Genomic DNA, 25,627 nt, shown 5'->3' on the forward strand with positions numbered 1-25,627 from the left:
GCCCGCGATCGCACGCATGACGCGCTCCTGCAGGTGTGCAGCGATCGTCAGCCCCTGAGCTGACGGCGCAACTCCTCCAGCACCGGCGCCGAATCCGGGCGCACGCCGCGCCACAGCAGGAAGGCTTCCGCCGCCTGCTCGACCAGCATACCCAGCCCGTCGATGCAGCGCGCCGCACCGTGTTCGGCGGCCCAGCGGTTGAAGGCCGTCACGTCCTTGCCGTACATCATGTCGTAGCAGACGGTATGCCCCGGCTTGATCAGCGAAGGATCGATGGGCGGCAGCTCGCCGGCCAGGGAGGCCGAGGTGCCGTTGACGATCAGGTCGAAGGGCTCGGCGCGCAGGTCGAAGCCGCCACCGCTCACCGGGCCCAGGTCCTTGAAGGCTTCCGCCAGCTGTTCGGCCTTGGCCGCCGTGCGGTTGGCAATGACGATGCAGGCCGGCTGCTGGCCGAGGAAAGGTTCGAGGATGCCGCGTACCGCACCACCGGCACCCAGCACCAGGATGCGCGCACCACGCAGGGCGACGCCGTGGTTCACCGTGAGGTCGCGGGTTAGCCCGGCGCCATCGGTGTTGTCGCCCAGCAGCCCGCCGCTTTCAAGCTTCTTCAAGGTATTCACCGCACCCGCCCGGCGCGCGCGCTCGCTCAGCTCGGTGGCCAGGCGGCAGGCGTCTTCCTTGAACGGCACGGTGACGTTACCACCCAGGCCCTCGGCGAAGAACTCGCGGGCGTTCCCGGCGAAGTCGTCCAGCGGCGCCAGTCGCGTGTCATAGCTCAGCGCCTGGCCGGTCTGCTCGGCGAACAGACGGTGGATCTGCGGCGACTTGCTGTGGCCGATGGGGTTGCCGAAGACGCAGTAGCGGTCCATTCAGAATCCTGGGACAAAAATGGTGGAAAGGCTCGGGATTGCCGGGTTTCTACCAGCGTACCCACCCTGTAGGAGCGAGCCCATGGGGCGCTCCTGCAGGTTCGCGAGAGTTCGACTCAGGCCTGCGCCAGCCAGTCCCGATCGGTGAGGAAGTACTCGGTCAGGCGCGCCTCTTCGCTGCCCGGCTCGGGTTTCCAGTCGTAGCCCCAGCGCACCTGCGGCGGCAGCGACATGAGGATCGACTCGGTGCGCCCGCCCGACTGCAGGCCGAACAGGGTGCCGCGGTCGTAGACCAGGTTGAACTCGACGTAGCGGCCGCGGCGGAAAGCCTGGAATTCACGCTGCTGCTCGGTGTAGGGGGTGTCCTTGCGCTTGCGCACGATGGGCAGGTAGGCGTCGATATAGGCATCGCCGATGGCACGCAGGAAGGCGAAGCTGGTGTCGAAGTCCCACTGGTTCAGGTCGTCGAAGAACAGGCCGCCGACACCGCGCGGTTCGTTGCGGTGCTTGATGTGGAAGTAGCGGTCGCACCATTCCTTGTAGCGCGGGTAGACGTCCTCGCCGAAGGGCGCGCAGGCGTCGCGGGCGACCTGGTGCCAGAGCACACAGTCTTCCTCATGGGCGTAGTAGGGCGTCAGGTCGAAGCCGCCGCCGAACCACCAGACCGCTTCCTCGCCTTCCTTCTCGGCGATGAAGAAGCGCACGTTGGCGTGGGAGGTCGGCACGTGGGGGTTGGTCGGGTGGATCACCAGCGACACGCCCAGCGCCTGGAAGCCGCGCCCGGCGAGTTCCGGACGGTGCGCGCTGGCACTCGGCGGCAAGCCGGCGCCGAACACGTGGGAGAAGTTCACGCCGCCCTTCTCGATCAGCGCGCCGTCGCCGATCACCCGCGTTCGACCACCACCGCCCGCCGGGCGCTGCCAGGCGTCCTCGACGAAACGAGCGCTGCCGTCCTCGGCTTCGAGTGCGGCGCAGATGCGGTCTTGCAGGTCGAGCAGGTAGGCCTTCACGGCCTCGATGCGGTCGGTCACGAGAATCACCTTGGAGCGGGAAAGCCACGCGTGGCACGGGCCGGAGCGGGGTTCAGGTACGAAAACGGGGGCAAGCATACCATCGGAGCTGGCAAAGCTGGTCTTGACGCCCGTCATGCGTGCGGCTTGGATGAAAGTCTTTTCCCCGGCGAGGCAGAGCCTCGCGCCCTCAGGAGAGCGACATGGCCAAGCGTGTTCAATTCGCCAAGACCGGCGGCCCGGAAGTCCTCGAAATCGTCGACTACACCCCGGCCGAGCCGGGCCCGAACGAGGTGCGGGTGCGCAACCGCGCCATCGGCCTGAACTTCATCGACACCTACTACCGCAGCGGCCTGTACCCCGCGCCGAGCATGCCCTCCGGGGTCGGCACCGAAGGCGCCGGCGAGGTGGAGGCAGTGGGTAGCGCGGTGACCAACGTGAAGGTCGGCGACCGCGTCGGCTACGCCACCGGCCCGCTGGGCGCCTACAGCGAGCAGCACACGCTGCCGGCGGCCAGCGTGGTGAAGCTGCCGGATGCGATCACCTTCGAGCAGGCCGCCGCAGTCATGCTCAAGGGCCTGACCGTGCAGTACCTGCTGCGCCAGACCTACAACGTGCAACCGGGCCAGACCATCCTCTGGCACGCGGCGGCCGGCGGCGTCGGGCTGATCGCCTGCCAGTGGGCGAAGGCCGTCGGCGCGCACCTGATCGGCACCGTGAGCTCCGCCGCCAAGGCGGAGCTGGCGAAATCCCACGGCGCCTGGGCAACCATCGACTACAGCCACGAGAACGTGGTCGAGCGCGTGCTCGCACTCACCGACGGCAGGAAGTGCCCGGTGGTCTACGACTCGGTGGGCAAGGACACCTGGCTGACCTCGCTGGACTGCACCGCCCAGCGTGGCCTGGTGGTGAGTTTCGGCAACGCCTCCGGCCCGGTGGACGGGGTGAACCTGGGCATCCTGTCGCAGAAGGGCTCGCTCTACGTCACCCGGCCGACGCTGTTCGGCTATGCCAGTACGCCGGAGCGCCTGCAGGCCATGGCCGACGACCTGTTCGGCATGATCACCAGCGGCAAGGTAAAAGTGGAAATCAACCAGCGCTTCGCCCTGGCCGAGGCGGCCAAGGCGCAAACCGAGCTGGCGGCGCGGCGCACCACCGGGTCGACCATCCTGCTGCCGTAAGGAATGTATCCGTAGGCAGGACGGGGCCCTTACAGAGTCAGGAGGGCCTGACGGTCTCGCCGGTACGCAGATCGCGGATCAGGCTCGGATTACGGCGCCCGCCCAGGGCGCCACCGAGCACACCATCCAGCTCGCCACGGAAATACTGCTCGACGCGCAGGCGGCTGCGCGCGGCAGGGCGGCCGGCGGGGTTGGCAGAGGTGGAGATCAGCGGGCCGGTGAAGCGGCACAGTTCGCGTACCAGCGGGTGGTCGGTGACGCGCAGGGCGACGGTCTCGTGCTCGCCGGTTACCCACTCGGGCAGGCGCCCCTGGTGCGGCACCAGCCAGGTATTCGGGCCGGGCCAGCTGTTGGCGAGCTTGTCCTGCCAGGCTTCGGGCAGGTCTTCGAGGAGGAAGTCGAACTGGCGGATGTCGCCGGCCACCACGATCATGCCCTTTTCCACTGGGCGCGCCTTGATCGCCAGCAGGCGGTACACGGCGTCGGCGCTCCACGGGTCGCAGCCCAGGCCCCAGACGGCTTCGGTCGGGTAAGCGATCACACCGCCGTCGCGCACGACCTGGGCCATGCGCTGGGTACGCCAGTTGCTGTACATCGTGAAGTCCTCGGATCTGCGATGCGCGGCAGTTTACGTGCTCAGGGGGCTCGATGCACCCAGACGCCGGCCTCGCAGGCCACCCGCCCGTCCAGCTCCAGCTCGGTGAGTTCCGCCAGCAGCTGCGGCAGCTGCAGGCCGCTACGCAACGCCAGCTGCTCGCTGCTTTGCGGTGCCGCGCGCAGCAGGTCGACCAGTGGGTGAGGCGGCAAGGCTGGCGCGACCTCTACTGTCGGCGCAGCGTGCGTCCACCCCTGCAAGCCTTCGAGGATGTGCTCGACCGTTTCCACCAGCATCGCTCCCTGGCGGATCAGCTCGTGGCAGCCACGCGCGCCGGGATGATGGATGGAGCCGGGAATCGCATAGACCTCGCGGCCCTGCTCTGCAGCCAGCCGCGCCGTGATCAGCGACCCGGCTTCCACCACCAGGGTGCCCAGTGACAGGCCACTGATGATCCGGTTGCGCCGCGGGAAGTTCGAAGCCTGGGGTGCGCAGTCCAGCGGCAGTTCGGAGATCACCGCGCCGCCCTGCTCGACGATGCGTTTCGCCAGCCCGAGGTGGCGACGCGGGTAGAGGTGCTCCAGGCCCGTGCCCAGCACCGCCACCGTCTTTCCTGCGGCCTCCAGCGCCCCCTCATGGGCTGCACCGTCGATACCCAGCGCCAGCCCGCTGGTGATCACGAAGCCACCGCCGGCCAGGCTGCGGGCGAAAGCCCGCGCGGTATCCAGGCCCGGCTTGCTGGCCCGACGGCTGCCGACCATCGCCAGTTGCGGGCGTTCCAGCAGCCCCGGATCGCCGGCCAGGAACAACAGTGGCGGTGCATCATCCAGCTCGGCGAGCAGAGCGGGGTAACCGGGGGCGTCCCACATGACCAGATGATGCTCCGGCGCCTCCAGCCAGCGCAGCGCCTGCGCCGCCTGTTCACGGATGGAAGCATCGCGGCGTGGCTCTGCGCAGACGGCGGGCAACCCCAGGGAGCGCCAGGCAGCCGCGGGCGCACTCATCGCGGCGGAAGCCGAGCCGAAGGCCCTCAGCAGGCGGCGAAAGCGCCGGGGGCCCAACTCAGGCAGGCCGTGCAGGCGAAGCCGTGCTTCGAGTTCGGACGGGGAAAGAGTCGGGTCTTGGGGCATGGCGCAGTCCTGGGCGTGGGGCAGAAGCCCGGACTATGCCGCGCCAGCCGTAGCCCCCGCTGTCGGACCCTTCCGGATCGCGCCCACAAAAAACCCCGCCGGAGCGGGGTTTTCTACAGGTCATGCGCGCATCATGGATTCTGAACGCGGTCGTTGACCTCGAGCGAACGGGTGGCGGTCAGCACCAGGCCGTAGCTCAGGCGGTTGTAGGTGCGGAAGATCATCACCAGGCCCGAGCGCTCGTCCGGGATCTTCACCATGTCTTCGGTGACGCGGTCGCGCACGGTTTCGCCGAGCTTGTAGATCGCCAGAACGTTGCCTTCGGCCAGACCATCGCGGGCGCCCTTGTCGATGGTCACCACGTCGTACTTGCCGATCTGCGTCACCCCGCGCGGCACATCGATGATGGTGCCCTTGATCGGGGTGCTTGGCTCGCTGGGCATGAAGGTAGACGTGATCGCGCGCTCCTCGGTGGGGAACAGGCGGTCGCCCGAACGGACTTCCTGGGTGGTACGGGTCAGGTTCAGGGTAGCGATATCGCTTTCCTTCGCCGTGACGTTGGCGCTGCCGACGTCCATGGCGTCGACGCCCAGGACTTCGTTGGTTTCCGGGTCAGTGTAGACCTTGGCCTGGCGGAAGATGCCGTAGCTGCCCTCTTCGGACAGCGAGTTGCCGCGAGCGTACGCGCGGTCGCCGGCGCCGCTGATCACGCTTTCGGCGTCACCCGCAACCACATAGGGGGCGTTGGCGAATTCGTCAGAGCTGTCGACGATGCGGTTGGACAGCAGGAAGGCGTTGATCTTGTCCAGCGGGATAGTCGGGATCGCCTCGGCGATCGGGGTGCTGCGTACCCGCGGCGACAGCTTGATGGTCCCGCGCGATTCGCCGCGGTTGAGCATCAGGCGTGGCTGGCCGTCGATGTAAGTGAGGCTCAGCACGTCACCCGGATAGATCAGGTGCGGGTTCTGAATCTGCGGATTCACCTGCCAGATTTCCGGCCACTTCCACGGCTTGCTGAGGAACTTGCCGGAGATGTCCCAGAGGGTGTCGCCCTTCACTACGGTATAGCGATCCGGATGGCCTTCCTTGAGCTGCACGGCAGCCTGCGCCACCCCGCCTGCGGCGAGCAGCAGCAGGGCGAGTAGTGTTTTCCTCATGCGGTGAATCCCTTTATTATGTGTACACATGAAACGCCTGGAAGCCGCCCCTACCGCGCTTTCCAGCGTTTTTCGATGCTGCTCAGCATATTAGCAGCCGATTTTGACTTTATTCCACAAGTGCATCACAAACGTATATGGCCATTCTGAACATTCTCGAATTCCCCGATCCGCGCCTGCGGACCATCGCCAAGCCCGTCACGGTCTTCGATGACGCCCTGCGAACGCTGATCGACGACATGTTCGAGACCATGTACGAGGCGCCGGGTATTGGCCTGGCCGCCACGCAGATCAACGTGCACAAGCGCGTCGTGGTGATGGACCTGTCCGAGGACAAGTCCGAACCCCGGGTCTACATCAACCCCGAGTTCGAATTCCTCACCGAGGAAATGGACCAGTACCAGGAAGGCTGCCTGTCGGTGCCCGGCTTCTACGAAAATGTAGACCGTCCGCAGAAAGTGCGGATCAAGGCCCAGGACCGCGATGGCAATCCGTTCGAGGAAGAGGCCGAAGGCCTGCTCGCCGTGTGCATCCAGCACGAGTGCGATCACCTCAACGGCAAGCTGTTCGTCGACTACCTGTCCAACCTCAAGCGCGACCGCATCCGCAAGAAGCTGGAAAAGCAGCACCGGCAACAGGCGTGACCCCATCCCCCAAAGGCTTGCCCCGGCAAGCCTTTTGTTTTTTGTGAGCCCCCAATGAGCCAAGCACTGCGCATCGTCTTCGCCGGCACCCCGGAATTCGCCGCCGAACACCTCAAGGCCCTGCTCGATACTCCCCATGAGATCGTCGCCGTCTACACCCAGCCGGATCGCCCGGCGGGCCGCGGCCAGAAGCTGATGCCCAGCCCGGTCAAGCAGCTTGCCCTGGAGAACGGCCTGCCGGTGTTGCAGCCGCCGACCCTGCGCGACCCCGCTGCCCAGGCGGAGCTGGCCGCGCTCAAGCCGGACCTGATGGTGGTGGTGGCCTACGGGCTGATCCTGCCGCAGCTGGTGCTGGATATCCCGCGCCTGGGCTGCATCAACAGCCACGCCTCCCTGCTGCCCCGCTGGCGCGGCGCCGCGCCTATCCAGCGCGCGGTGGAAGCCGGCGACGCCCAGAGCGGCGTGACCGTAATGCAGATGGAAGCGGGCCTGGACACCGGGCCGATGCTGCTCAAGGTCAGCACGCCGATTTCCGCCGATGACACCGGCGGCAGCCTGCATGACCGTCTCGCCGAGCTCGGCCCGAAGGCCGTGGTCGAGGCCATCGCCGGCCTCGCCGCCGGCACGCTCAAGGGCGAGGTGCAGGACGACGCCCTGGCCACCTACGCGCACAAGCTGAACAAGGAAGAGGCGCGCATCGACTGGTCGCGCCCGGCCGACGAGCTGGAGCGCCGCATCCGCGCCTTCACGCCCTGGCCGGTCTGCCACACCACACTCGGCGAAGCCGCGCTGAAAGTGCTCGGCGCCAAGCCGGCAGAAGGCAAGGGCGAGCCCGGCAAGATCCTCGACGCCAGCCGCGAAGGTCTGCTGGTCGCCTGCGGTGAAGGCGCGCTGCTGCTGACCCGCCTGCAACTGCCCGGCGGCAAGCCGCTGGCCTTCGCCGACCTGTTCAACAGCCGTCGCGAGCAGTTCGCGCCAGGACAGGTGCTGGGCGCATGAGTACCAATCCCCGTCTGGCAGCCGCCCGCGCGCTGGCCGCCGTGCTCGCCGGCCGCGCCTCGCTGGGCAGCTCGCTGCCGACCCAGCTGGAAAACGTCGAGCCGCGCGACCGTGGCCTGGTGCAGGAGCTGGCCTTCGGCAGCGCCCGCTGGCAGCCGCGCCTGTCCACCCTCGCTGCACGCCTGCTGCAGAAGCCGTTCAAGGCCGGCGACCGTGACGTCGAGGCCCTGCTGCTGGTCGGTCTGTACCAGCTGCTCTACACCCGTATTCCCCCGCACGCGGCGATCGGCGAGACCGTCGGCTGCGCGGACAAGCTGAAGAAGCCCTGGGCCAAGGGCCTGCTCAACGCCGTGCTGCGCCGCGCCCAGCGCGAGAGCGAAAGCCTGCTGGCCGAGGTCGACAAGGACCCGGCCGCGCGCCTGGCGCACCCGCGCTGGCTGCAGAAGGCCCTGAAGAAGTCCTGGCCGGAACAGTTCGAAGCGATCTGCGCCGCCAACAACGCGCACCCGCCAATGACCCTGCGGGTGAACCGCCGCCATGGCAGTCGCGATGACTATCTGGAAGAGCTGAACCGCGTCGGCTTCGAAGCGACCGCCTGCGCGTTCAGCCGCGACGGCATCAATCTTGTGCAGCCGTGCGACGTGCGCGAGCTGCCCGGCTTCGCCGAAGGCCGCGTCAGCGTGCAGGACGAGGCCGCGCAACTGGCTGCCGACCTGCTGGAGCTAGCGCCGAACCAGCGCGTGCTGGACGCCTGCTGCGCCCCCGGCGGCAAGACCTGCCACCTGATGGAAGCCGAGCCGGCGCTGGCTGGCGTGGTGGCCGTGGACCTGGAAGAAAGCCGCCTGGTGCGCGTACGGGAGAACCTTGCCCGCCTGCAGCTTTCGGCCGAACTGTTCGCCGCCGACGCCCGCGATACAGCCAAGTGGTGGGACGGCAAGGCGTTCCAGCGCATCCTGCTGGACGCACCGTGCTCCGCCACCGGTGTGATCCGCCGGCACCCGGACATCAAGCTGACCCGCACCGCCGAGGACATCGAGGCGCTGGCACAGCTGCAAGGCGAACTGCTCGACGCGCTGTGGGCGACCCTCGAAGTCGGCGGCGTGCTGGTCTATGCGACCTGCTCGGTGATGCCGCAGGAGAACAGCGAGCAGATCTCTGCGTTCCTCGGTCGCACCCCCGGTGCCCGCGAGCTGGACCTGCCCGGACGGTGGGGCGTCAAGCAACCCCATGGCCGCCAGCTGCTGCCGCAGGACGGCGGGCATGACGGCTTCTATTATGCCAAGCTCATCAAGATCTCGGCGCGCTAAGCAACACGGGCTGCTGCGCGTCGACGATACGTCGTCAGAGCACGGTTTCGAATGCTCATTTACATTCGTAAACTCCGCTTCCAAACCGCACTCTTCCTAGTCTCGTTCTAGCTCGCAATCCCTCCGCTAAGGAGTCAACAAAGAGCTCTCATGAAAATCATCATCCTCGGTGCCGGCCAGGTCGGCGGCACTCTGGCCGAGCACCTCGCCAGCGAAGCCAACGACATCACGGTCGTCGATACCGACGGCGAACGCCTGCGCGACCTCAACGACCGCCTGGACATCCGCACCGTCCACGGCAAGGCCTCGTTCCCCACCGTGCTGCGCCAGGCCGGCGCCGACGACGCCGACATGCTGGTGGCGGTGACCAACAGCGACGAGGTGAACATGGTGGCCTGCCAGGTCGCCTACACCCTGTTCAACACTCCCACCCGCATCGCCCGCGTGCGCGAGGCGGCGTACCTGACCCGCGCCGGGCTGTTCGACAACGAGGCGATCCCGGTCGACGTGCTGATCAGCCCCGAACAGGTGGTGACCAACTACATCAAGCGCCTGGTGGAGTACCCCGGCGCCCTGCAGGTGATCGACTTCGCCGAGGGCAAGGCACAGCTGGTGGGCATCCGCGCCTACTACGGCGGCCCACTGGTGGGGCAGGAGCTGCGCCAGCTGCGTGAGCACATGCCCAACGCCGATACCCGCGTGGCGGCGATCTACCGGCGCAACCGGCCGATCATTCCCCAGGGCGACACGGTGATCGAGGCCGACGACGAGGTCTTCTTCATTGCCGCCAAGGCCCACATCCGTGCCGTGATGGGCGAGATGCGCCGGCTCGAGGACAGCTACAAGCGGATCATCATCGCCGGCGGCGGTAACATCGGCGAGCGCCTGGCCGAGGCCATCGAGAGCCGCTACCAGGTGAAGATCATCGAGATGAACCCGGCCCGCTGCCGGCACCTGTCCGACAGCCTGGACAGCTCCATCGTGCTGCAGGGCAGCGCCTCGGACCGCGACCTGCTGCTGGAGGAGAACATCGGCGACACCGACCTGTTCCTCGCCCTGACCAACGACGACGAGGCCAACATCATGTCCTCGCTGCTGGCCAAGCGCCTGGGCGCGCGCAAGGTGATGACGCTGATCAACAACCCCGCCTACGTCGACCTGGTGCAGGGCGGCGAGATCGACATCGCCATCAGCCCGCAGCTGGCCACCATCGGCACCCTGCTGACCCACGTGCGTCGCGGCGACATCGAGAGCGTGCACTCCCTGCGCCGCGGCGCCGCCGAAGCCATCGAAGTGGTCGCCCACGGCGACGCCAAGTCGAGCAAGGTGATCGGCCGCAAGATCAACGAGGTGCAGTTGCCACCGGGCACTACGATCGGCGCGGTGATCCGCGACGACGACGTGCTGATCGCCCACGGCGAGACGAAGATCGAATCCGGCGACCACGTGATCCTCTTCGTGGTGGACAAGAAGCGCATCCGCGACGTCGAGCGGCTGTTCCAGGCCGGCCTGACCTTCTTCTGATCCTGGGGTGGGCCACCCTTGGGTGGCCCGCCAGATCAATCCGAGGCGGTTTCAGACAGGTCCTACTGCGCCAACCCGCTTCCCTTGTCACCCTGCGCGGCCTGTTCCAGCTTGCCTGCCTCCGGTCATGCGCTACTCCTCCATCGGTCGAATCCTCGGCGTGCTGCTGATGCTGTTCAGCGCCACGCACCTGCCGCCGCTGCTCGTGGACCTTCATTACGCCGAGCACTCCTGGCAGCCCTTCGCGCTGTCGTTCCTGGTCACGCTGCTGACCGGCTTCGCCATCTGGTGGCCGTGCCGTCGGCACAAGCAGGATTTGCGCATCCGCGACGGCTACCTGGTAACGGCGCTGTTCTGGATCGTGCTGGGCTCGTTCGGCGCCTTGCCTTTCGCCCTGTCGGACGCGCCGCACATGGGTGTGGTCGATTCGCTGTTCGAGTCCTTCTCCGGCCTCAGCACCACCGGCGCCACCGTGCTCACCGGGCTCGATACGCTGCCGCACGCGATCCTCTACTACCGCCAGCAGCTGCAATGGCTGGGCGGCATGGGCATCGTGGTGCTGGCCGTGGCGGTGATGCCGATGCTGGGCATCGGCGGCATGCAGCTGTACCGCGCGGAAATGCCCGGCCCGCTGAAGGACCACAAGCTCTCGCCGCGCATCGCCGATACCGCCAAGACCCTGTGGTTCCTCTACTGCGGCCTGACCCTGGCCTGCGCGCTGGCCTACTGGGCGGCCGGCATGAACCTGTTCGACGCGGTCGGCCACAGCTTCTCGACCATCGCCATCGGTGGCTTTTCCACCCATGACGCCAGCATCGGTTACTTCGACAGCCCGCTGATCGAGCTGATCTGCATGACCTTCCTGGTGATTTCCGGGATCAACTTCAGCCTGCACTTCCTCGCCTGGCGCCAGCGCAGCCTGCGGCACTACCTGAAGGACACCGAGTGCCGGGCCTACCTCGGCATCCTGCTGGTGCTGTTCCTGATCACCGCGGCGACGCTGATCCTCAAGCACCACTACGACTCGCCGCTGCAGTCGATCCGCTACGCCGCGTTCATGGTCGTTTCGGTGGCGACCACCACCGGCTTCGGCCTGGCCGACTTCAGCAGCTGGCCGACCCTGCTGCCCTACCTGCTGCTCTACAGCACCTTCATCGGCGCCTGCGCCGGCTCCACCGGCGGCGGCATGAAGGTGATGCGCATGCTGCTGGTGTACCGCCAGGGCATGCGCGAATTCCTGCGCCTGCTGCATCCCAACGGGGTGTTCCTGGTGAAGCTGGGGCGGCGCACCGTGCCTGATCGCGTGGTGGAGTCGGTGTGGGCGTTCTTCTCGATCTACCTGCTCACCTTCGTCAGCCTGATGCTGGTGCTGCTGGCGCTGGGCGTGGATCAGCTCACCGCGTTCTCCACGCTTGCTTCCTGCCTGAACAACCTGGGCCCGGCACTGGGCGAGGCCGCAGTGCACTACGGCAGCCTGCCGGCCAGCGCCAAGCTGGTGCTGAGCCTGGCCATGGTGCTGGGGCGACTGGAGGTGTTCTCCCTGCTGATCCTGCTGACGCCCGCGTTCTGGCGCACTTGAATGAGGCACAATGGCGGCCTGCTGACGGAGGCTCGCCATGATCGACTCGCTGGAAAAGATGCTCGCCAAGGGCGTGGACAACTCGCTGCTGCGCTTCGGCCTGGGCAAGGGCTACCTGGACGCCGGCGACGCCGCCAGGGCCGCCGAGCACCTGCGCCGCTGCGTGCAGCAGGACCCGAAGTACTCCGCCGCCTGGAAGCTGCTGGGCAAGGCGCTGCAGACCCTGGGTGACCTGGATGGCGCGCGCACGGCCTGGACCGATGGTCTGGCCGCTGCACAAGCCCATGGCGACAAGCAGGCGGAGAAGGAAATGACGGTGTTCCTGCGCAAGCTGGATAAAGCCAGGGGCGCGTAACCGGAAAGGCGCCCACTGGACGCCTTTCGCGGGCATCGCCCGCTCCTGCAGGGCAGCTACAGAACTTCGGCCGCCACCACATCCACCGCCGCCTTGGCGATACCGACGACCTCGTCCGCTTCGGCGCGGGTCAGCACCAGCGGCGGGGCGAAGCCGAGGATGTCGCCGTGGGGCATGGCGCGGGCGATCATGCCGCGTTCCAGGCAGGCCGCCGAAACCTTCGGGCCGACTTTCAGGGACGGATCGAAAGGCTTGCGCGCCTCGCGGTCAGCCATGAACTCCAGCGCCGCCAGCATGCCGTCGCCGCGCACCTCGCCCACCAGCGGATGGCCCTCGAAGGTCTGGCGCAGCTGCTGGTTGAGGTAGCCGCCGACTTCCGCCGCATTGGCGGTGATGTTCTCGCGCTCGAGGATGTCCAGGTTGGCCAGCGCCGCCGCCGCACAGATGGGGTGACCGGAGTAGGTCCAGCCGTGACCCATGGCGCCTTCGCGGCTCGACGCGCTGTCGATCACGTCCCACACCCTTTCGCCGACTATCACCGCCGACAGCGGCGCATAGGCGCTGGTCAGGCCCTTGGCGGTGGTGATCAGGTCCGGACGCATGCCGTAGCGCTGGCTGCCCATCTTGTCGCCGACGCGGCCAAAGGCGCAGACCACCTCGTCGGCGATCAGCAGCACGTCGTACTTCGCCAGCACCGCCTGGATCGCCTCCCAGTAGCCCTTGGGCGGGACGATGATGCCGCCGGTGCCCATCACCGGTTCGCCGATGAAGGCCGCGACCGTGTCCGGCCCTTCGGCGAGGATCAGGTTCTCCAGTTCCTGGGCGCAATGACGCACGAAACTGGCTTCGTCCATGCCGGCCGGGGCCTTGTAGAAGTGCGGGCAGAGGGTGTGCTTGACGCCCTCCACCGGCAGGTCGAAGTGCTGGTGGAAGCTCGCCAGCCCGGTGAGGCTGCCGGTGACGATGCCCGAACCGTGGTAACCGCGCTGGCGCGAGATGATCTTTTTCTTCTGCGGCCGACCCAGCACGTTGTTGTAGTAGCGCACCAGCTTGACCTGGGTCTCGTTGGCGTCGGAGCCGGAGAGTCCGTAGTAGACCTTCTTCATGCCCGCTGGCGCCCAGTCGCGGATGATCCGCGCGGACAGCTCGATGATCGCCTCGGAGGAGTGGCCCACATAGGTGTGGTAGTAGGCCAGCTGCGTAGCCTGCGCATGGATCGCGTCGGCGACTTCGGTGCGGCCGTAGCCGATGTTCACGCAGTACAGCCCGGCGAAGGCGTCGAGCAGCTCGCGGCCCTGGTGGTCGCGGATGCGCACGCCCGAGGCGCCGGTGATGATCCGCCCCGGCAACGCGCCGCTGGCGTGATCGTGGGCGTGTGTCGAGGGGTGCATGAAGTGCGCGCGGTCGTCTTCGAACAGCTTGGCGTAGTCGGTCATGGCGGTGGTCTCCCGGTCAGATGGCGCCGTGGTGCAGGGCGAAGTACTTGGTTTCGACGAAGGGCTCGAAGCCCTCGCTGCCGCCTTCGCGGCCCAGGCCAGAAGCCTTCATGCCGCCGAAGGGAATGGGGTGGCCGGTGAACCTGGCGCCGTTGACCGCCACCATGGCGAACTCCAGGCGCCGCATCAGCGGCCAGATGTGATCCAGGCGTTGCCCACAAAGGTAGGCGGCCAGGCCGTACTCGGTGTCGTTGGCCTGCCGGACGGCTTCGTCCAGGTCGTCGTACGCGCTGATGCCGGCGATGGGGGCGAAGTTTTCCTCGCGCCAGATGCGCATCTGCGGCGTGACATCGGCCAGCACGGTCGGCTGATGGAACCAGCCGCCCAGCGCATGGGGCTCACCGCCGGCGAGCAGGCGCGCGCCCTGGGCGATGGCGTCCTGCACCCGCTCGCAGGTGACGTCGAAGGCGCCCTGGTGCATCAGCGGGCCGATCTGGCTGCGCGAGTCGCTGGCCGGGCCGACGCGCAGGTCACGCACCGCGCGGGCGAAGCGCTGCAGGAAGGGTTCGTAGAGTTCACGGGCGACCAGGATGCGGTTGGCCGCGCAGCAGTCCTGCCCGGAGGTCTGGAACTTGGCGTCGAGGGCGAACTGCACCGCCTGCTCCAGATCGGCATCGGGCAGCACGATGAAGGGCGCGTTGCCGCCCAGTTCCAGGGCGACTTTCTTCACGTCCCGGGCGGCGGCCTGCAGCACGAGTTTCCCCACCCGGGTCGAGCCGGTGAAGCTCACGGCGCGCACGCGGGTGTCGCCGACCAGGGTTTCCATGGCCATCTGCGGCTCGCCCAGCACCACATTGAACACCCCGGCGGGGAAGCCGGCTTCTTCCGCCAGTTGCGCCAGGGCGAAGGCGGAGTAGGGCGTCTCGTGAGCCGGCTTGACCACCACGGTGCAACCCGCGGCCAGGGCGGCAGCGGCCTTGCGGGTGATCATCGCGCTGGGGAAGTTCCACGGCGTGAGCAGGGCGGCGACGCCGACCGGCTCGACCACCGTACCCAGGTGCGCGTTGGGGATGTGACTGGGAATGTTGCGGCCGTTCAGCCGTCGCGCTTCCTCGGCGAACCAGGGAATGAAGCTGGCGGCGTAGTCGATCTCGCCGAGTGCTTCAGCCAGCGGCTTGCCCTGTTCCAGGCTGAGGATCTGCGCGAGGTCCTCGCGATGCTGGCGAATCAGCTCGGCCCAGCGGCGCAGCAGCGCGCCGCGTTCGTCCAGCGTGCGGGCTCGCCAGGCGGGGAAGGCGGCAGCGGCGGCGTCGACTGCGGCGACGATCTGCTCGCGATCGAGCAGCGGCACATGGCCAATGGCTTCGCAGGTAGCGGGGTTGTCGACGGCGATGCTGGTGCCGCTGGCGCTGTGCAGCCAGTGGCCATTCACATAGCAGAGCGACTTGAACAGCAGGGGATGGGCGAAGGACATGGCGGCGGCTCCCGGACGGTTGGCATGGAGACCATGCTAGGGGCCGGAGGCGCGCGGTTTTTTCCTAAGCGGGGGATGGCGGCGGCAAATCTTTTCGCAGTTCTGCCGCCGCTGTTGGGCTTTTTCGGGTGGCGTCAGACGACAGCGGTCTGGCGCCGCAGGTTACGGGTGATGGCGCTGAGCAGCATGCCGTAGAGCGGCACGAAGAGCATCAGCATGACCGCCAGCTTCACACCGTAGTCGACCCAGGCGATCTCCACCCAGTGCTCGGCCATGAAGGCGTTGTCGCTGTGCCAGAAGGCGATGGAGAAGAAGGTGAAGGTGTCCAGCAGGTTGCCGAACAGGGTCGAGACCACCGGAGCGATCCACCACTGGCGCATGCGCCGCAGGCGGTCGAAGACCTGGATGTCGAGGATCTGGCCGAACACGTAGGCCAGGAAGCTGGCCAGGGAAATCCGCGCGACGAAGGTGTTGAATTCGCCCAGGGAGGCGAGACCTCTGAAGGCACCTTCCTGGAAGATCACCGAGATCACGTAGGAGGCCAGCAGCGCCGGGATCATCACCCGCGCGATGACCAGCCGCGCCGGGCGCTTGCCGAGCAGGCGGACGGTGAGGTCGGTGGCCAGGAAGATGAACGGGAAGCTGAACGCGCCCCAGGTGGTGTGCCAGCCAAATAGGGTCATTGGCAGCTGCACCAGGTAGTTGCTGGCGATGATGATCAGGATGTGGAACGCGACCAGGCCGGCGAGTGCGCCGCGCCTTGCCGCCGGAAGGGATGCCGACATGCTTTGGGCCTTTTTCGTCGATGGGGTGAGGGAACCCATGCCCGGCACCATGCCGAGCGGCGCGCATTGTATACGATCCGGACCTGGAAGTCAGGATTTGTTGCGCAAATTTTGTTCAACCACCGACGGGCGTTTATGTAGGAGCGAGCTGCCCGTAGGGCGCATAACGCGCCAGCGTTATCCGCCGCATGGATTTCCGCCGGATGGAAACGGCGGATAACCTGTTCCAGGTTATTCGCCCTACGAGGAGCTGCCTTCCAGTGCCTCGGCGGGGATCGCCGCCTCCTGCGTCTTGATCACCTTGGTGACGATGTAGGTGAAGTAGCGCTCGATGCCCACGTCCTCCAGCAGCAACTGGTCGATGAAGCGCTGGTAATGGTCGATGTCACGGGCCTGGATCATCGCGATGTAGTCCACCCCGCCGCCGGTGGCGTAGCAGAAGCCCACCTCCGGCGCCTGATGCAGGCGCTGCTCGAAGCGCTTCATGTCCTGCGCGGTGTGGCGCGCCAAGGTGATTTCCACCAGCACCTGCTGCTGTTTGAACAATGCCGACCAATCGATCTGCGCGCGGTAGCCCTTGATCAGCCCGGCCTCCTCCAGCTTGCGCACGCGCTCCCAGGCCGGGCTGACCGAGAGGTTGATCGCCTCGGCCAGGCTCGACTTGGTGATGCGCCCATCGCCGGCGAGGATGCGCAGGATCTTCAGGTCATAACGGTCGAGCTTGATCATGCTTGCCTCCCGAACGGCTCAGTCGAGCACCTCGGCAACCACCGCGAGGGTGTCGCCGCTCTGCACCAGGCCGGGGAAGTGCCGCGCGGCAAGGATGCCGCTGCGTCTGGCGCGGTACTCCACGGGTGCCGCGCCGGTGCGCAGCACGTCGTGCACCCGCGCCAGCACTTCGCCGCGTTCGACCTTCTCACCCAGGTCACGGCACATCTCCAGCAGCCCGCCGTGTTCACTGGCGACGAAGCAGTCGCCGTCGGGCATGTCGAGCATCACCGACTGCGCCGGCTCCAGGTCGCCGCGCAGGATGCCGGCCTGCACCAGCACGTTGCGCACGCCGCGCCGGGCGATGGCTACAGTGTGCGCGCTGCTGCTACCGCCGCCCCCGAGTTCGGTGGTGACGAACAGCTTGCCCTGCTCCTCGGCGGCGCTGTCGTACATGCCCACCGCGTCCAGCTCCAGCATGCGCATGGAGAAGGGCGCGGCAAAGGCACGCATCAGCGCCTCGCTGGCTTCCTGCTGGGCCTTGTCCGGCAGCACATGGCAGGCGGCGAAGGGCAGGAAGTCGAGGGTGCGGCCGCCGGAATGGATATCCAGCACCACGTCCGCCAGCGGCAGCAGGGTGCGCTGGAAGTAGTCGGCGATCTTCTGCGTCACCGTGCCGTCGGGGCGACCGGGGAAACTGCGGTTGAGGTTGCCGGCGTCGATGGGCGAGGTGCGCTTGCCGGCGAGGAACGCCGGGGTGTTCATGAAGGGTACGATGATCACCCGGCCGCGTATGTCCTCGGCGCGCAGCTCCTGTGCCAGGCGGCTGAGCGCCACCGGGCCCTCGTACTCGTCGCCATGGTTGCCGCCGGTGAGCAGCGCGGTAGGACCATTGTCGTTCTTCACCACGCAGATCGGGATCATCACCGCGCCCCAGGCCGAATCGTCCCGCGAGTACGGCAGCTTGAGGTGGCCGTGCTGCACGCCGTCGCGCAGGAAATCGACACTGGCGGCGATGGGGTTTTCGCGCAGCGGCTTGTCGAATGCTTGGGTCATCGCCTCACTCCTTCACGAACAGCTGGCGCGGGTAGTCGCAGAAGGTCTCCACGCCGCGCTCGGTGATGAGGATGCTTTCGGTGATCTCCAGGCCCCAGTCGTCCATCCACAGGCCGGGCATGAAGTGGAAGGTCATCCCTGGCTCGAGCACGCTGTTGTCGCTCGGGCGCAGGCTCATGGTGCGTTCGCCCCAGTCCGGCGGGTAGCTGATGCCGATGGGGTAGCCGCAGCGGCTGTCCTTGTGGATGCCGAACTTCTCCAGCACGCCGAAGAAGGCGCGGGCGATGTCGCCGGTGGTGTTGCCGGGCTTGGCTGCGTCCAGGCCAGCGGCGATGCCCTCGACCACGGCTTTTTCCGCGTCGAGGAAGTGCTTGGGCGGCTTGCCCAGGAACACCGTGCGCGACAGCGGGCAGTGGTAGCGCCTGTAGCAGCCGGCGATCTCGAAGAAGGTGCCGGCGCCGCGCTCGAAGGGCGTGTCGTCCCAGGTCAGGTGCGGCGCGCTGGCGTCGGCGCCGGTGGGCAGCAAGGGGACGATGGCCGGGTAGTCGCCACCATGGCCGTCGGCGCCAAGGATGCCGGTGCTGTAGATCTCGGCGACCAGCTCGTTCTTGCGCATGCCCGGTTCGATACGCTCTACGATGTGCGCGTGCATCTTCTCGACGATGCGTGCGGCGACGCGCATGTACTCGATTTCGCGCAGCGATTTCACTGCGCGCTGCCAGTTCACCAGCGCGGTGGCGTCGATGAACTTCGCGCTCGACAGGTTGGCCTGCAGGGAGCGGAAGGCGGCGGCGCTGAAGTAGTAGTTGTCCATCTCGACGCCGATCGTCCGGCCGGCCCAGCCGCGCGCGGCGATGACCTCGCGGGACAGATAGTCCATCGGATGGCGCTCGGTGGACTGCACGTAGTGGTCGGGGTAGCCGACGATGTTGTCCGCCTGCATGAACACCGTGCGCCGCGCACCGTTGGCGTCCTGGCCGCGACCGAACCAGACCGGCTCGCCTTCCAGCGCCAGCAGCACGCACTGGTGCACATAGAAGGACCAGCCGTCGTAGCCGGTGAGCCAGGCCATGTTCGACGGGTCGGTGACCAGCAGCAGTTCGATGCCGCGCTCAAGCATGCTGGCGCGGACCTTGGCGATCCGCTGGGCGTATTCCTCCCGGCTGAAGGGGAGGTTGACGACGATTTCGGACATGCGGAAATCCTCTTGGGGGAATCTGTTTCGGGCTTCATCCGGACAACCCGTGCCTGTGCAATCCCCTCACCCCAGCCCTGGCTGCGCGCCCCGCTCCTGAGGGAGTGGGGGCAGTCCGAGCCGGCTGACATTGCGGCGTCAGCTGGCTCCGATCAGTTCCCTCTCCCGCTTGAGGAGCGGGGCGCGCAGCCAGGGTTAGGGTGAGGGCGCTCTTCCCGCGAAGCGGGACGAAATTTTTTCAGCTGCTGAAGCGGAACCCCTTGCCCATCCGCTGCGCCCGCTGGAAAGCCAGGCCGGCGATGGCGGTATCCTGTGCGCCGGTGCCGGTGAGGTCGCAGAGGGTGATGTCTTCGGCACGGCGGCGGCCTTCGCGCTGCCCGGCGATGACCTGGCCGAGCTCGGCGAAGTCGGCATCCCGGCTGACGTTGCCGGCCTGCACCGCGTGGTGCAGCTCGCCCAGCACCAGGGTCTGGCTGACGCGGTCGGCGACGTAGCAGTCCACCGCCGCCAGGGCGTCGGCGGCGATCTCGTTCTTGTGCTCGGCGTCCGACCCCATGGCGGTGATGTGCAGGCCGGGGCGCAGGTGCTTTTTCTGGATCAGCGGCTCACGGCTGGGCGTGCTGGTGATGGCGATGTCGGCGCCTTCCAGCGCTTCGTCGATGCTGGCGCAGGCGCTGACCGCAATGCCCAGGCTGGCGCTCAGTTCCTGCGCGCAGTGCCGCGCCTTGTCGAGGTCCCGCGCCCAGACGCTGGCACCCTCGATGGGCCGCACCAGGCACAGCGCCTTGAGCTGCAACCGCGCCTGCTCGCCGGCTCCGATCAGCGCGACCTGCCGCGACTCCTCGCGGGCCAGCCACTTGGCTGCCACCGCGCCAGCGCACGCGGTGCGCACGGCGGTGAGGTAGCCGTTGTCCAGCAACAGCGCGTCGAGCAGGCCGGTGCGCGAGGAGAGCAGCATCATCATGCCGTTGAGGCTGGGCAGGCCGAGCCTGGGGTTGTCGAAGAAGCCGGGGCTGACCTTGATGGCGAAGCGCGACAGGCCGGGCAGGTAGGCGGTTTTCACGTCGACTTCGCCATTGTGCTCGGGCACGTCCAGGCGAAGGATCGGCGGCATCGCCACCGGCGCGGTGGCGAGCAGGCGGAAGGCCTGTTCGACGGCGTCGAGGCTCTCCCGGTCGATGGCCACGCAGGCGCGCAGGTCGGCTTCGCTGAGCAGGGTGACGTCAGCCATGGGCGGATTCCTCGAGGATTTGCTGGTGTTGTTCGATGGCGATGTTGCGGCCGCTGACGATCACCACCACCGGGCCGACCGGGGCGATCAGGCCGTCCAGCAGGGCGGCGATGCCGACGGCGGCGGCGCCTTCCACCACCTGCCGTTCCTCGCGGTAGGCGTGGCGGATGCCGGCGGCGATGGCGGGCTCGTCGAGCAGGTGCAACTGGTCGCAGTAGTCGCGGGCCAGGGCGAAGGTGTAGCGGTTGTCCAGGCCGATGCCGCCGCCGAGGGAGTCAGCCAGGGTCGGCAGCTCTTCCACTTCCACGGGGTGGCCGGCAGCGAGGCTGGCGGCCATGGCGGCGCCACGGCGCATGCTGATGCCGTGCACGCGAATGCTCGGGTCGACGTGCTTGAGTGCCAGCGCCACGCCGCCGAACAGGCCGCCGCCGGAGAGCGGCACCAGCACCTGGCGCACGTCCGGCAGCTGTTCGAGGATTTCCAGACCGAGGGTGCCCTGGCCGGCGATGATCTGCGGATGGTCGAAGGGCGGCAGCAGCGTCGCGGCCTGCTCGCGGGCAATCCGCTCGGCTTCGGCCTGGGCGTCGTCCTGGCTGTGGCCGACGATGCGCACCTCGGCGCCCAGTTCGCGGATCGCCTGGACCTTGTTCCCCGGCACCAATTGCGACAGACAGATGGTGGCGTGCACGCCGAGCACCCGCGCGGCATGGGCCAGCGCCCGGCCGTGGTTGCCGGTGGAGGCGGCGACGACGCCCCTGGCCTTCTGCTCGTCATCGAGCTGGGCTATCGCATTGCTCGCGCCGCGCAGCTTGAAGCTGCCGGTGATCTGCTGCGATTCGAGCTTGAGATACACCGGGGCGCCGAGCAGGCGCGACAGGCTGGGCGAATGCTCCAGCGGCGTCTGCCGCACCAGGCCCTGGATGCGCTGGCGTGCGCGGTACAGCTCGACGGGGGAAATCGGCTCCATCTCGGCCTCCGGGGAATGCAGTGGGGCCGAGTGTAGGGGCGGGTAATTGTCGCGATGAATGTACTAGGACGATGTCGTGGGCGGAGGTGTCTATTGTTGCTGCTGGAATCTCATGCCCACCTCCGCTGCGGACTTTGCCCTCACCCTAACCCTCTCCCGGAGGGAGAGGGGACCGCTCGGCGCAGGAGATACACCACGGCATCAGCCGGCACGTACGGCTCCCTCTCCCCCTGGGAGAGGGCTGGGGTGAGGGCGATCCCGAGCACCGAAACTTCCTGTAGGCCGTAGGGCGGATAACGCTGGCGCGTTATGCGCCCTACGGCTACAAGCGCGGGCCCGGCGTAGGGCTTAGAAATCGTGGATCTTCGGGTACTGCCCGAACAGTTCGCGCATGTCTTCCAGAGCGCTCGCCATGCGCTCGTCGCTGCATTCAGCGCCCATGCACAGGCGCACCGCACGCGGCCTGGGGGTGCCGCGCACCATGAACGGATCGGGCGGCGTCACGGCAATGTGTCGATGACGCAGCTCGCGCACCAGGCTGTCCAGTTCCCAGTGTTCGGGGATGCCGATCCACGCGCTCAGCGAATGCGGATCACACCCGCGCAGATGCTCGCCGAGGTACTCGCGCACCAGCCCCTGGCGCTTCTCCAGCACTCGGCGCTGCAGGCCGATCAGCGCGGCGGCGTTGCCGTTGTGGATCCAGCGCGCCGCCACTTCCGCCAGCAGCGGCGTGCCCATCCAGCTGTTCACCCGCAGGATGCTCTCGGTGCGCAGCGCCAGCCGTCGCGGCATGGCCAGGTAGCCGATGCGCAGGCCGGTGAGCACGCTCTTGGTGAAGCTCGTGCAGTAGAACGACAGGTCCGGCAGGTAATGGCTGAGCGGCGGCGGGCGGCGCTCGCCGAGCAGCGGGCCGTAGACGTCGTCCTCGATCACATACACGCCATAGCGCTGGGCAATGGCAGCAATCTCGCGGCGGCGCGTGTCGGGCATCAGGCAGGAGGTCGGGTTGTTCAGGTTGGGCGTGCACACCAGCGCGGTGATGCGCTCGTTGGCGCAGAGGTCTTCGAAGTGCTCCGGGTCGATGCCTTGCTTGTCGATCTCCACGCCCTTGAGGGTGAAGCCGAGCACCTGGGAATTGCCGATCACGCCGTGGTCGGTGAGCTGCTCGCAGAGCACCACGTCGTCCGGCCCGGCGAGGGAGGCGAGGGCAAGGAAGATGCCGTGGGCCGCGCCATTGGTGATCAGCACGTCATCGCGCTCACGCTTGAGGCCCAGTTGCGCCAGCCATTTCACCCCGGCGTCGCGGTGCGTATCGAAGCCGGCCACCGGGCGGCAGGCGCGCATCCACGGCTGGTCGGTTTCCTGCGCCAGCTCACGGCAGCTGTCCTGCCACAGGCGGTCGTGCTCGCGGGTGTGGACGATGCTGGCGATGGAGAAATCCACCAGCGCGCGCTCGGGGTGATCGACCATGTAGTGGGCCATGCCCTCGGTCATCCGCCGCGTGACGAAGCTGCCGCGGCCGACCTCGCAACGCACCAGGCCCTGGCGTTCCAGTTCCTTGTAGGCGTTGGTCACGGTCTGCACGCTGATGCCCAGGCCATCGGCGACGTGGCGCTGCGGCGGCAGGCGCTGGCCGTCGCTCAGGCGGCCCTGTTCGATGTCGCCGGCAATGGCCTGCACCAGAGTCTTGTACTTGGATTCGCCGACCCGCAGGTCGGCCAGGGCGCGACGCCAGGCTTCCATCTTCAGCGCTCCGTCTGGTCAGGGGTCCAGAGTGACGGACCGGCACACCGGCGGCAATTGTCCTAGTGCAATGTCGACCGTTCCGACCCTTTTGTATGCTCGGGCACAGGACATATAGCCGCGCACCTGTCAGTACATCGGGCAGCACATCGGGCCGCATTGTCAGGCCCGCGCAGAAAAAACCTGCGGATGCGTTCGTCGCGACGGTGGCTTTTTCCCGCCGCGGGGTTGTCGATCAGGAACAGCCGCAAGGCGCCGCGGCTTAGTCTGGCGTCGAGCTTGTCGCCGTCGCCATCGACAGCGGCGCAAGAACTTCGGAAGGCCCCACCCGGGCCCGACCTACAAGAACAACAGTCGTACGACATTGCTACCTGCCATCCATCGCCGCGCGCCCACCGCGTTCGGCAAGCGAAGATCAGGAGATCCGAAGATGAGTACCGCCCCTGTTTTCCTGCGCCGCCTGAGTCTTGCCTGCACCCTGCTGGCCTGCGCCGTCGCCAGCGCTGGCAGCTATGCCGAAACCACCCTGGAACGCATCAAGAGCACCGGCACCGTGCGCATCGGCTACGCCAATGAAGCGCCGTTCGCCTACACCGAGACCTCCGGCAAGGTCACCGGCGAGTCCCCGGAAATCGCCACGCAGATCTTCACGAAAATGGGTGTGAAGAAGATCGAGCCGGTGCTGACCGAATGGGGCGCGCTGATCCCCGGCCTGCGTGCCGGGCGTTTCGACGTCATCGCCGCCGGCATGTACATCACCCCGCCACGCTGCCAGCAGGTGATCTTCACCGACCCGCACTACCAGATTCCCGACTCGCTGCTGGTGAAGAAGGGCAACCCGAAGAACCTGCACAGCTACGCCGACGTGAAGAACAACCCGGACGTGAAGCTGGCGATCATGTCCGGCACCGCCGAGCTGGGTTACGCCCGCGCGGAAGGTGTGGCGGAAGAGCAGATCGTCCAGGTTCCCGACACCACCGCGCAGCTGCAGGCCGTGCGCGCCGGCCGCGCCGACGCCAGCGTCGGAACCGCGCTGACCATGAAAGGCCTCGCGGCGAAAGGCGGCGACTCGGTGGAAGCCATCACCGACTTCAAGGACGACCCGTCGCACATCGGTTACGGCGCCCTTGCCTTCCGCCCGGATGACAAGGACCTGCGCGATGCCGTCAACGCCCAGCTCAAGCAGTGGCTGGGCGGCGCCGAGCACCTGGCGACGGTCAAGCCGTTCGGCTTCGACAAGTCCAACGTCACCGACAAGACCGCCGCCGAACTCTGCAAACAGTGACCGTGCGGGGCGCGTCGCTGGCATAGGGCGCGCCTGCCCGGCCGTTTGGTCGAACCTGTCGCAACGGGATACGTACCATGGGTGAATTGCTTCCTCTGCTGCTGGAGGGCGCCTGGATCACCGTCCAGGTGACCGTCTTCGGCTCCCTGCTGGCGGTCGCCGCCGCCATCATCGCCGCACTCGGCCGGCTCTCGCCGTGGCCGGCGCTGCGCTGGGTGTCCATCGCCTACATCGAGCTGTTCCGCGGCACTTCGCTGCTGGTGCAGCTGTTCTGGCTGTACTTCGTGCTGCCGCTGCCGCCGTTCAACCTGGAGATGAGCGCCTACAGCGTGGCGATCATCGGCCTGGGCCTGCACATCGGCGCCTACGGCGCGGAAGTGATGCGCGGCGCCATCGGCTCGGTGCCCAAGGGGCAATACGAAGCCTCGCTGGCGCTGAACATGTCGCCCTTCACGCGCTTCCGCCGGATCATCCTGCCGCAGGCGCTGCTCTGCGCGATCCCGCCCGGCACCAACCTGCTGATCGAGCTGCTGAAGAACACCTCGCTGGTGTCGCTGATCACCCTCTCGGACCTGACCTTCCGAGCCCGCCAGCTGGACCAGGCGACCTTCGAGACCATGAAGATCTTCCTGCTCACCCTGGTGCTGTACTTCGTCATGGCCCAGGTCATCGTCTTCCTCATGCGCCGCCTCGAACGCTGGCTGGGGCACGGCCGAATCCGCGGAGGCCTGTGATGAAATTCTTCGACTGGGACTTCGCCTGGCAGATTCTCCCGCAGCTGCTGCACGCCTCGCTGCGGACCATCGCCATCACCCTGGTGGGCTTCGCCCTGGCGGTGGTGTTCGGCCTGCTGTTCGCCATCGCCCGGCGCAGCCGGCACATCTGGCTGTCGTGGCCGGCGGCCTGGCTGATCGAGTTCATCCGCAGCACGCCGCTGCTGATCCAGGTGTACTTCCTGTTCTACGTCCTGCCGACCTACGGGCTGAGCATGACCGCCCTGGTGGCCGGCACCCTCGGCATCGCCCTGCACTACGCCTGCTACACCGCCGAGGTGTACCGCGCCGGCCTGGAAGCGGTGCCGCGCGGGCAGTGGGAAGCGGTCACCGCGCTGAACTTCTCGCCGTTCAAGGCCTACCGCGAGGTGATCCTGCCCCAGGCCATCCGCCCGGTGCTGCCGGCACTGGGCAACTACCTGATCGCCATGTTCAAGGACACCCCGGTGCTCTCCGCGATCACCGTGGTGGAAATCATGCAGCAGGCGAAGAACATCGGCTCCGACAGCTTCCGCTACCTGGAACCGATCACCCTGGTCGGGGTGTTCTTCCTGCTCATCTCCATCGGCCTGGCGGGCGTCGTGCGCCAGGTGGAAAAACGTACGGCGCTGCCATGACTGACTC

General features: G+C 67.3%; 24 protein-coding genes. 10 read left to right on the forward strand and 14 right to left on the reverse strand.

Going from position 1 to position 25,627, the window contains the following annotated elements; all coding sequences use genetic code 11:
* Positions 1-47: 47 nt before the first annotated feature.
* Together aroE and hemF are read right to left on the reverse strand one after the other, a co-directional pair.
* A complete protein-coding gene (gene aroE, locus IB255_RS13760; RefSeq protein ID WP_081518952.1) occupies positions 48-869 on the reverse strand; it encodes a shikimate dehydrogenase in 822 nt (273 codons plus the stop codon).
* A 116-nt stretch (positions 870-985) separates the two neighbouring features.
* The gene (gene hemF, locus IB255_RS13765) at positions 986-1,900 is read right to left on the reverse strand and encodes an oxygen-dependent coproporphyrinogen oxidase (protein ID WP_081518953.1); all 915 of its coding nucleotides are present in this window, start codon (positions 1,898-1,900) and stop codon (positions 986-988) included.
* A gap of 182 nt (positions 1,901-2,082) precedes the next feature.
* Between hemF and IB255_RS13770 the strand changes: the two genes are divergently transcribed.
* Positions 2,083-3,060 (forward strand): NADPH:quinone reductase, encoded by a 978-nt coding sequence (locus IB255_RS13770; protein ID WP_081518954.1) that lies wholly within the window; start codon positions 2,083-2,085, stop codon positions 3,058-3,060.
* Positions 3,061-3,097: 37 nt separating this feature from the next.
* Here the strand turns inward: IB255_RS13770 and IB255_RS13775 are convergent, their stop codons facing one another.
* The 3 genes from IB255_RS13775 to IB255_RS13785 form a co-directional block, all read right to left on the reverse strand.
* A complete protein-coding gene (locus IB255_RS13775; RefSeq protein ID WP_081518955.1) occupies positions 3,098-3,655 on the reverse strand; it encodes an L-threonylcarbamoyladenylate synthase in 558 nt (185 codons plus the stop codon).
* Positions 3,656-3,696: 41 nt separating this feature from the next.
* Positions 3,697-4,785 carry a DNA-processing protein DprA gene (gene dprA, locus IB255_RS13780; protein ID WP_192210490.1) on the reverse strand — a complete coding sequence of 363 codons (1,089 nt, stop codon included), beginning with the start codon at positions 4,783-4,785 and terminating at the stop codon, positions 3,697-3,699.
* Positions 4,786-4,916: 131 nt separating this feature from the next.
* Positions 4,917-5,942: a LysM peptidoglycan-binding domain-containing protein gene (locus IB255_RS13785; protein ID WP_081518957.1), complete on the reverse strand. Its 1,026-nt coding sequence runs from the start codon at positions 5,940-5,942 to the stop codon at positions 4,917-4,919.
* Between the two features lie 137 nt (positions 5,943-6,079).
* Between IB255_RS13785 and def the strand changes: the two genes are divergently transcribed.
* The 6 genes from def to IB255_RS13815 all read left to right on the forward strand — a co-directional run bounded on the left by def (position 6,080) and on the right by IB255_RS13815 (position 12,350).
* Positions 6,080-6,586: a peptide deformylase gene (gene def, locus IB255_RS13790; protein WP_045213670.1), complete on the forward strand. Its 507-nt coding sequence runs from the start codon at positions 6,080-6,082 to the stop codon at positions 6,584-6,586.
* Positions 6,587-6,640: 54 nt separating this feature from the next.
* Complete coding sequence (fmt, locus tag IB255_RS13795; RefSeq protein WP_081518958.1) at positions 6,641-7,585, forward strand: methionyl-tRNA formyltransferase; 945 nt, start codon at positions 6,641-6,643, stop codon at positions 7,583-7,585.
* Positions 7,582-8,892 (forward strand): 16S rRNA (cytosine(967)-C(5))-methyltransferase RsmB, encoded by a 1,311-nt coding sequence (gene rsmB / locus IB255_RS13800; RefSeq protein WP_081518959.1) that lies wholly within the window; start codon positions 7,582-7,584, stop codon positions 8,890-8,892. Before fmt ends, rsmB begins: the two co-directional genes overlap by 4 nt.
* A gap of 150 nt (positions 8,893-9,042) precedes the next feature.
* Positions 9,043-10,416: a Trk system potassium transporter TrkA gene (gene trkA / locus IB255_RS13805; RefSeq protein WP_017518880.1), complete on the forward strand. Its 1,374-nt coding sequence runs from the start codon at positions 9,043-9,045 to the stop codon at positions 10,414-10,416.
* Between the two features lie 127 nt (positions 10,417-10,543).
* The gene (locus tag IB255_RS13810) at positions 10,544-11,995 is read left to right on the forward strand and encodes a TrkH family potassium uptake protein (RefSeq protein ID WP_081518960.1); all 1,452 of its coding nucleotides are present in this window, start codon (positions 10,544-10,546) and stop codon (positions 11,993-11,995) included.
* Between the two features lie 37 nt (positions 11,996-12,032).
* Positions 12,033-12,350, forward strand: a complete 318-nt coding sequence (locus IB255_RS13815) for a tetratricopeptide repeat protein (protein ID WP_081518961.1) — start codon at positions 12,033-12,035, stop codon at positions 12,348-12,350.
* A 56-nt stretch (positions 12,351-12,406) separates the two neighbouring features.
* Here IB255_RS13815 and IB255_RS13820 read toward each other — a convergent pair whose 3' ends face one another.
* The 9 genes from IB255_RS13820 to IB255_RS13860 all read right to left on the reverse strand — a co-directional run bounded on the left by IB255_RS13820 (position 12,407) and on the right by IB255_RS13860 (position 22,945).
* Positions 12,407-13,786: an aspartate aminotransferase family protein gene (locus IB255_RS13820; protein WP_081518962.1), complete on the reverse strand. Its 1,380-nt coding sequence runs from the start codon at positions 13,784-13,786 to the stop codon at positions 12,407-12,409.
* A 16-nt stretch (positions 13,787-13,802) separates the two neighbouring features.
* On the reverse strand, positions 13,803-15,260 hold the full coding sequence (locus IB255_RS13825) for an NAD-dependent succinate-semialdehyde dehydrogenase (protein WP_081518963.1): 1,458 nt from the start codon (positions 15,258-15,260) through the stop codon (positions 13,803-13,805).
* A gap of 134 nt (positions 15,261-15,394) precedes the next feature.
* Positions 15,395-16,045, reverse strand: a complete 651-nt coding sequence (locus tag IB255_RS13830; protein ID WP_081518964.1) for a 7-cyano-7-deazaguanine/7-aminomethyl-7-deazaguanine transporter — start codon at positions 16,043-16,045, stop codon at positions 15,395-15,397.
* A 240-nt stretch (positions 16,046-16,285) separates the two neighbouring features.
* Positions 16,286-16,774: an Lrp/AsnC family transcriptional regulator gene (locus IB255_RS13835; protein ID WP_081518965.1), complete on the reverse strand. Its 489-nt coding sequence runs from the start codon at positions 16,772-16,774 to the stop codon at positions 16,286-16,288.
* A gap of 18 nt (positions 16,775-16,792) precedes the next feature.
* The gene (gene doeB, locus IB255_RS13840) at positions 16,793-17,809 is read right to left on the reverse strand and encodes a N(2)-acetyl-L-2,4-diaminobutanoate deacetylase DoeB (protein WP_081518966.1); all 1,017 of its coding nucleotides are present in this window, start codon (positions 17,807-17,809) and stop codon (positions 16,793-16,795) included.
* A gap of 4 nt (positions 17,810-17,813) precedes the next feature.
* Positions 17,814-19,004, reverse strand: coding sequence for an ectoine hydrolase DoeA (gene doeA / locus IB255_RS13845; RefSeq protein ID WP_081518967.1), 1,191 nt, complete (start codon positions 19,002-19,004; stop codon positions 17,814-17,816).
* A 238-nt stretch (positions 19,005-19,242) separates the two neighbouring features.
* Entirely contained in the window at positions 19,243-20,235 is a 993-nt protein-coding gene (locus IB255_RS13850) for a cyclodeaminase (protein ID WP_192210491.1), read from the reverse strand.
* Positions 20,228-21,202 (reverse strand): hydroxyectoine utilization dehydratase EutB, encoded by a 975-nt coding sequence (gene eutB / locus IB255_RS13855; RefSeq protein ID WP_081518969.1) that lies wholly within the window; start codon positions 21,200-21,202, stop codon positions 20,228-20,230. Before eutB ends, IB255_RS13850 begins: the two co-directional genes overlap by 8 nt.
* 348 nt (positions 21,203-21,550) lie before the next feature.
* The gene (locus tag IB255_RS13860; RefSeq protein ID WP_192210492.1) at positions 21,551-22,945 is read right to left on the reverse strand and encodes a PLP-dependent aminotransferase family protein; all 1,395 of its coding nucleotides are present in this window, start codon (positions 22,943-22,945) and stop codon (positions 21,551-21,553) included.
* Positions 22,946-23,375: 430 nt separating this feature from the next.
* Here IB255_RS13860 and ehuB point away from each other — a divergent pair, with 430 nt between their 5' ends.
* The 3 genes from ehuB (at position 23,376) to ehuD (ending at position 25,620) form a co-directional block, all read left to right on the forward strand.
* The gene (gene ehuB / locus IB255_RS13865; protein ID WP_081518971.1) at positions 23,376-24,230 is read left to right on the forward strand and encodes an ectoine/hydroxyectoine ABC transporter substrate-binding protein EhuB; all 855 of its coding nucleotides are present in this window, start codon (positions 23,376-23,378) and stop codon (positions 24,228-24,230) included.
* 77 nt (positions 24,231-24,307) lie between these two features.
* A complete protein-coding gene (gene ehuC / locus IB255_RS13870; protein ID WP_081518972.1) occupies positions 24,308-24,964 on the forward strand; it encodes an ectoine/hydroxyectoine ABC transporter permease subunit EhuC in 657 nt (218 codons plus the stop codon).
* The gene (ehuD, locus tag IB255_RS13875; protein WP_081518973.1) at positions 24,964-25,620 is read left to right on the forward strand and encodes an ectoine/hydroxyectoine ABC transporter permease subunit EhuD; all 657 of its coding nucleotides are present in this window, start codon (positions 24,964-24,966) and stop codon (positions 25,618-25,620) included. Before ehuC ends, ehuD begins: the two co-directional genes overlap by 1 nt.
* The last annotated feature ends 7 nt before the right edge of the window (positions 25,621-25,627 follow it).

The organism is Pseudomonas sp. PDM22, from assembly GCF_014851965.1.
Classification (GTDB): Bacteria; Pseudomonadota; Gammaproteobacteria; order Pseudomonadales; family Pseudomonadaceae; genus Pseudomonas.

What these genes read in the sequence shown, in the direction of transcription:
- aroE (WP_081518952.1), bottom strand. Translation starts at nt 869, where the DNA reads ATGGACCGCTACTGCGTCTTCGGCAACCCCATCGGCCACAGCAAGTCG.
- rsmB (WP_081518959.1), top strand. Translation starts at nt 7,582, where the DNA reads ATGAGTACCAATCCCCGTCTGGCAGCCGCCCGCGCGCTGGCCGCCGTG.
- IB255_RS13860 (WP_192210492.1), bottom strand. Translation starts at nt 22,945, where the DNA reads ATGGAAGCCTGGCGTCGCGCCCTGGCCGACCTGCGGGTCGGCGAATCC.
- IB255_RS13810 (WP_081518960.1), top strand. Translation starts at nt 10,544, where the DNA reads ATGCGCTACTCCTCCATCGGTCGAATCCTCGGCGTGCTGCTGATGCTG.
- IB255_RS13815 (WP_081518961.1), top strand. Translation starts at nt 12,033, where the DNA reads ATGATCGACTCGCTGGAAAAGATGCTCGCCAAGGGCGTGGACAACTCG.
- doeA (WP_081518967.1), bottom strand. Translation starts at nt 19,004, where the DNA reads ATGTCCGAAATCGTCGTCAACCTCCCCTTCAGCCGGGAGGAATACGCC.
- IB255_RS13825 (WP_081518963.1), bottom strand. Translation starts at nt 15,260, where the DNA reads ATGTCCTTCGCCCATCCCCTGCTGTTCAAGTCGCTCTGCTATGTGAAT.
- IB255_RS13835 (WP_081518965.1), bottom strand. Translation starts at nt 16,774, where the DNA reads ATGATCAAGCTCGACCGTTATGACCTGAAGATCCTGCGCATCCTCGCC.
- ehuD (WP_081518973.1), top strand. Translation starts at nt 24,964, where the DNA reads ATGAAATTCTTCGACTGGGACTTCGCCTGGCAGATTCTCCCGCAGCTG.
- def (WP_045213670.1), top strand. Translation starts at nt 6,080, where the DNA reads ATGGCCATTCTGAACATTCTCGAATTCCCCGATCCGCGCCTGCGGACC.
- trkA (WP_017518880.1), top strand. Translation starts at nt 9,043, where the DNA reads ATGAAAATCATCATCCTCGGTGCCGGCCAGGTCGGCGGCACTCTGGCC.
- IB255_RS13770 (WP_081518954.1), top strand. Translation starts at nt 2,083, where the DNA reads ATGGCCAAGCGTGTTCAATTCGCCAAGACCGGCGGCCCGGAAGTCCTC.
- IB255_RS13830 (WP_081518964.1), bottom strand. Translation starts at nt 16,045, where the DNA reads ATGTCGGCATCCCTTCCGGCGGCAAGGCGCGGCGCACTCGCCGGCCTG.
- IB255_RS13820 (WP_081518962.1), bottom strand. Translation starts at nt 13,786, where the DNA reads ATGACCGACTACGCCAAGCTGTTCGAAGACGACCGCGCGCACTTCATG.
- IB255_RS13775 (WP_081518955.1), bottom strand. Translation starts at nt 3,655, where the DNA reads ATGTACAGCAACTGGCGTACCCAGCGCATGGCCCAGGTCGTGCGCGAC.
- IB255_RS13850 (WP_192210491.1), bottom strand. Translation starts at nt 20,235, where the DNA reads ATGGCTGACGTCACCCTGCTCAGCGAAGCCGACCTGCGCGCCTGCGTG.
- fmt (WP_081518958.1), top strand. Translation starts at nt 6,641, where the DNA reads ATGAGCCAAGCACTGCGCATCGTCTTCGCCGGCACCCCGGAATTCGCC.
- eutB (WP_081518969.1), bottom strand. Translation starts at nt 21,202, where the DNA reads ATGGAGCCGATTTCCCCCGTCGAGCTGTACCGCGCACGCCAGCGCATC.
- doeB (WP_081518966.1), bottom strand. Translation starts at nt 17,809, where the DNA reads ATGACCCAAGCATTCGACAAGCCGCTGCGCGAAAACCCCATCGCCGCC.
- ehuB (WP_081518971.1), top strand. Translation starts at nt 23,376, where the DNA reads ATGAGTACCGCCCCTGTTTTCCTGCGCCGCCTGAGTCTTGCCTGCACC.
- dprA (WP_192210490.1), bottom strand. Translation starts at nt 4,785, where the DNA reads ATGCCCCAAGACCCGACTCTTTCCCCGTCCGAACTCGAAGCACGGCTT.
- IB255_RS13785 (WP_081518957.1), bottom strand. Translation starts at nt 5,942, where the DNA reads ATGAGGAAAACACTACTCGCCCTGCTGCTGCTCGCCGCAGGCGGGGTG.
- ehuC (WP_081518972.1), top strand. Translation starts at nt 24,308, where the DNA reads ATGGGTGAATTGCTTCCTCTGCTGCTGGAGGGCGCCTGGATCACCGTC.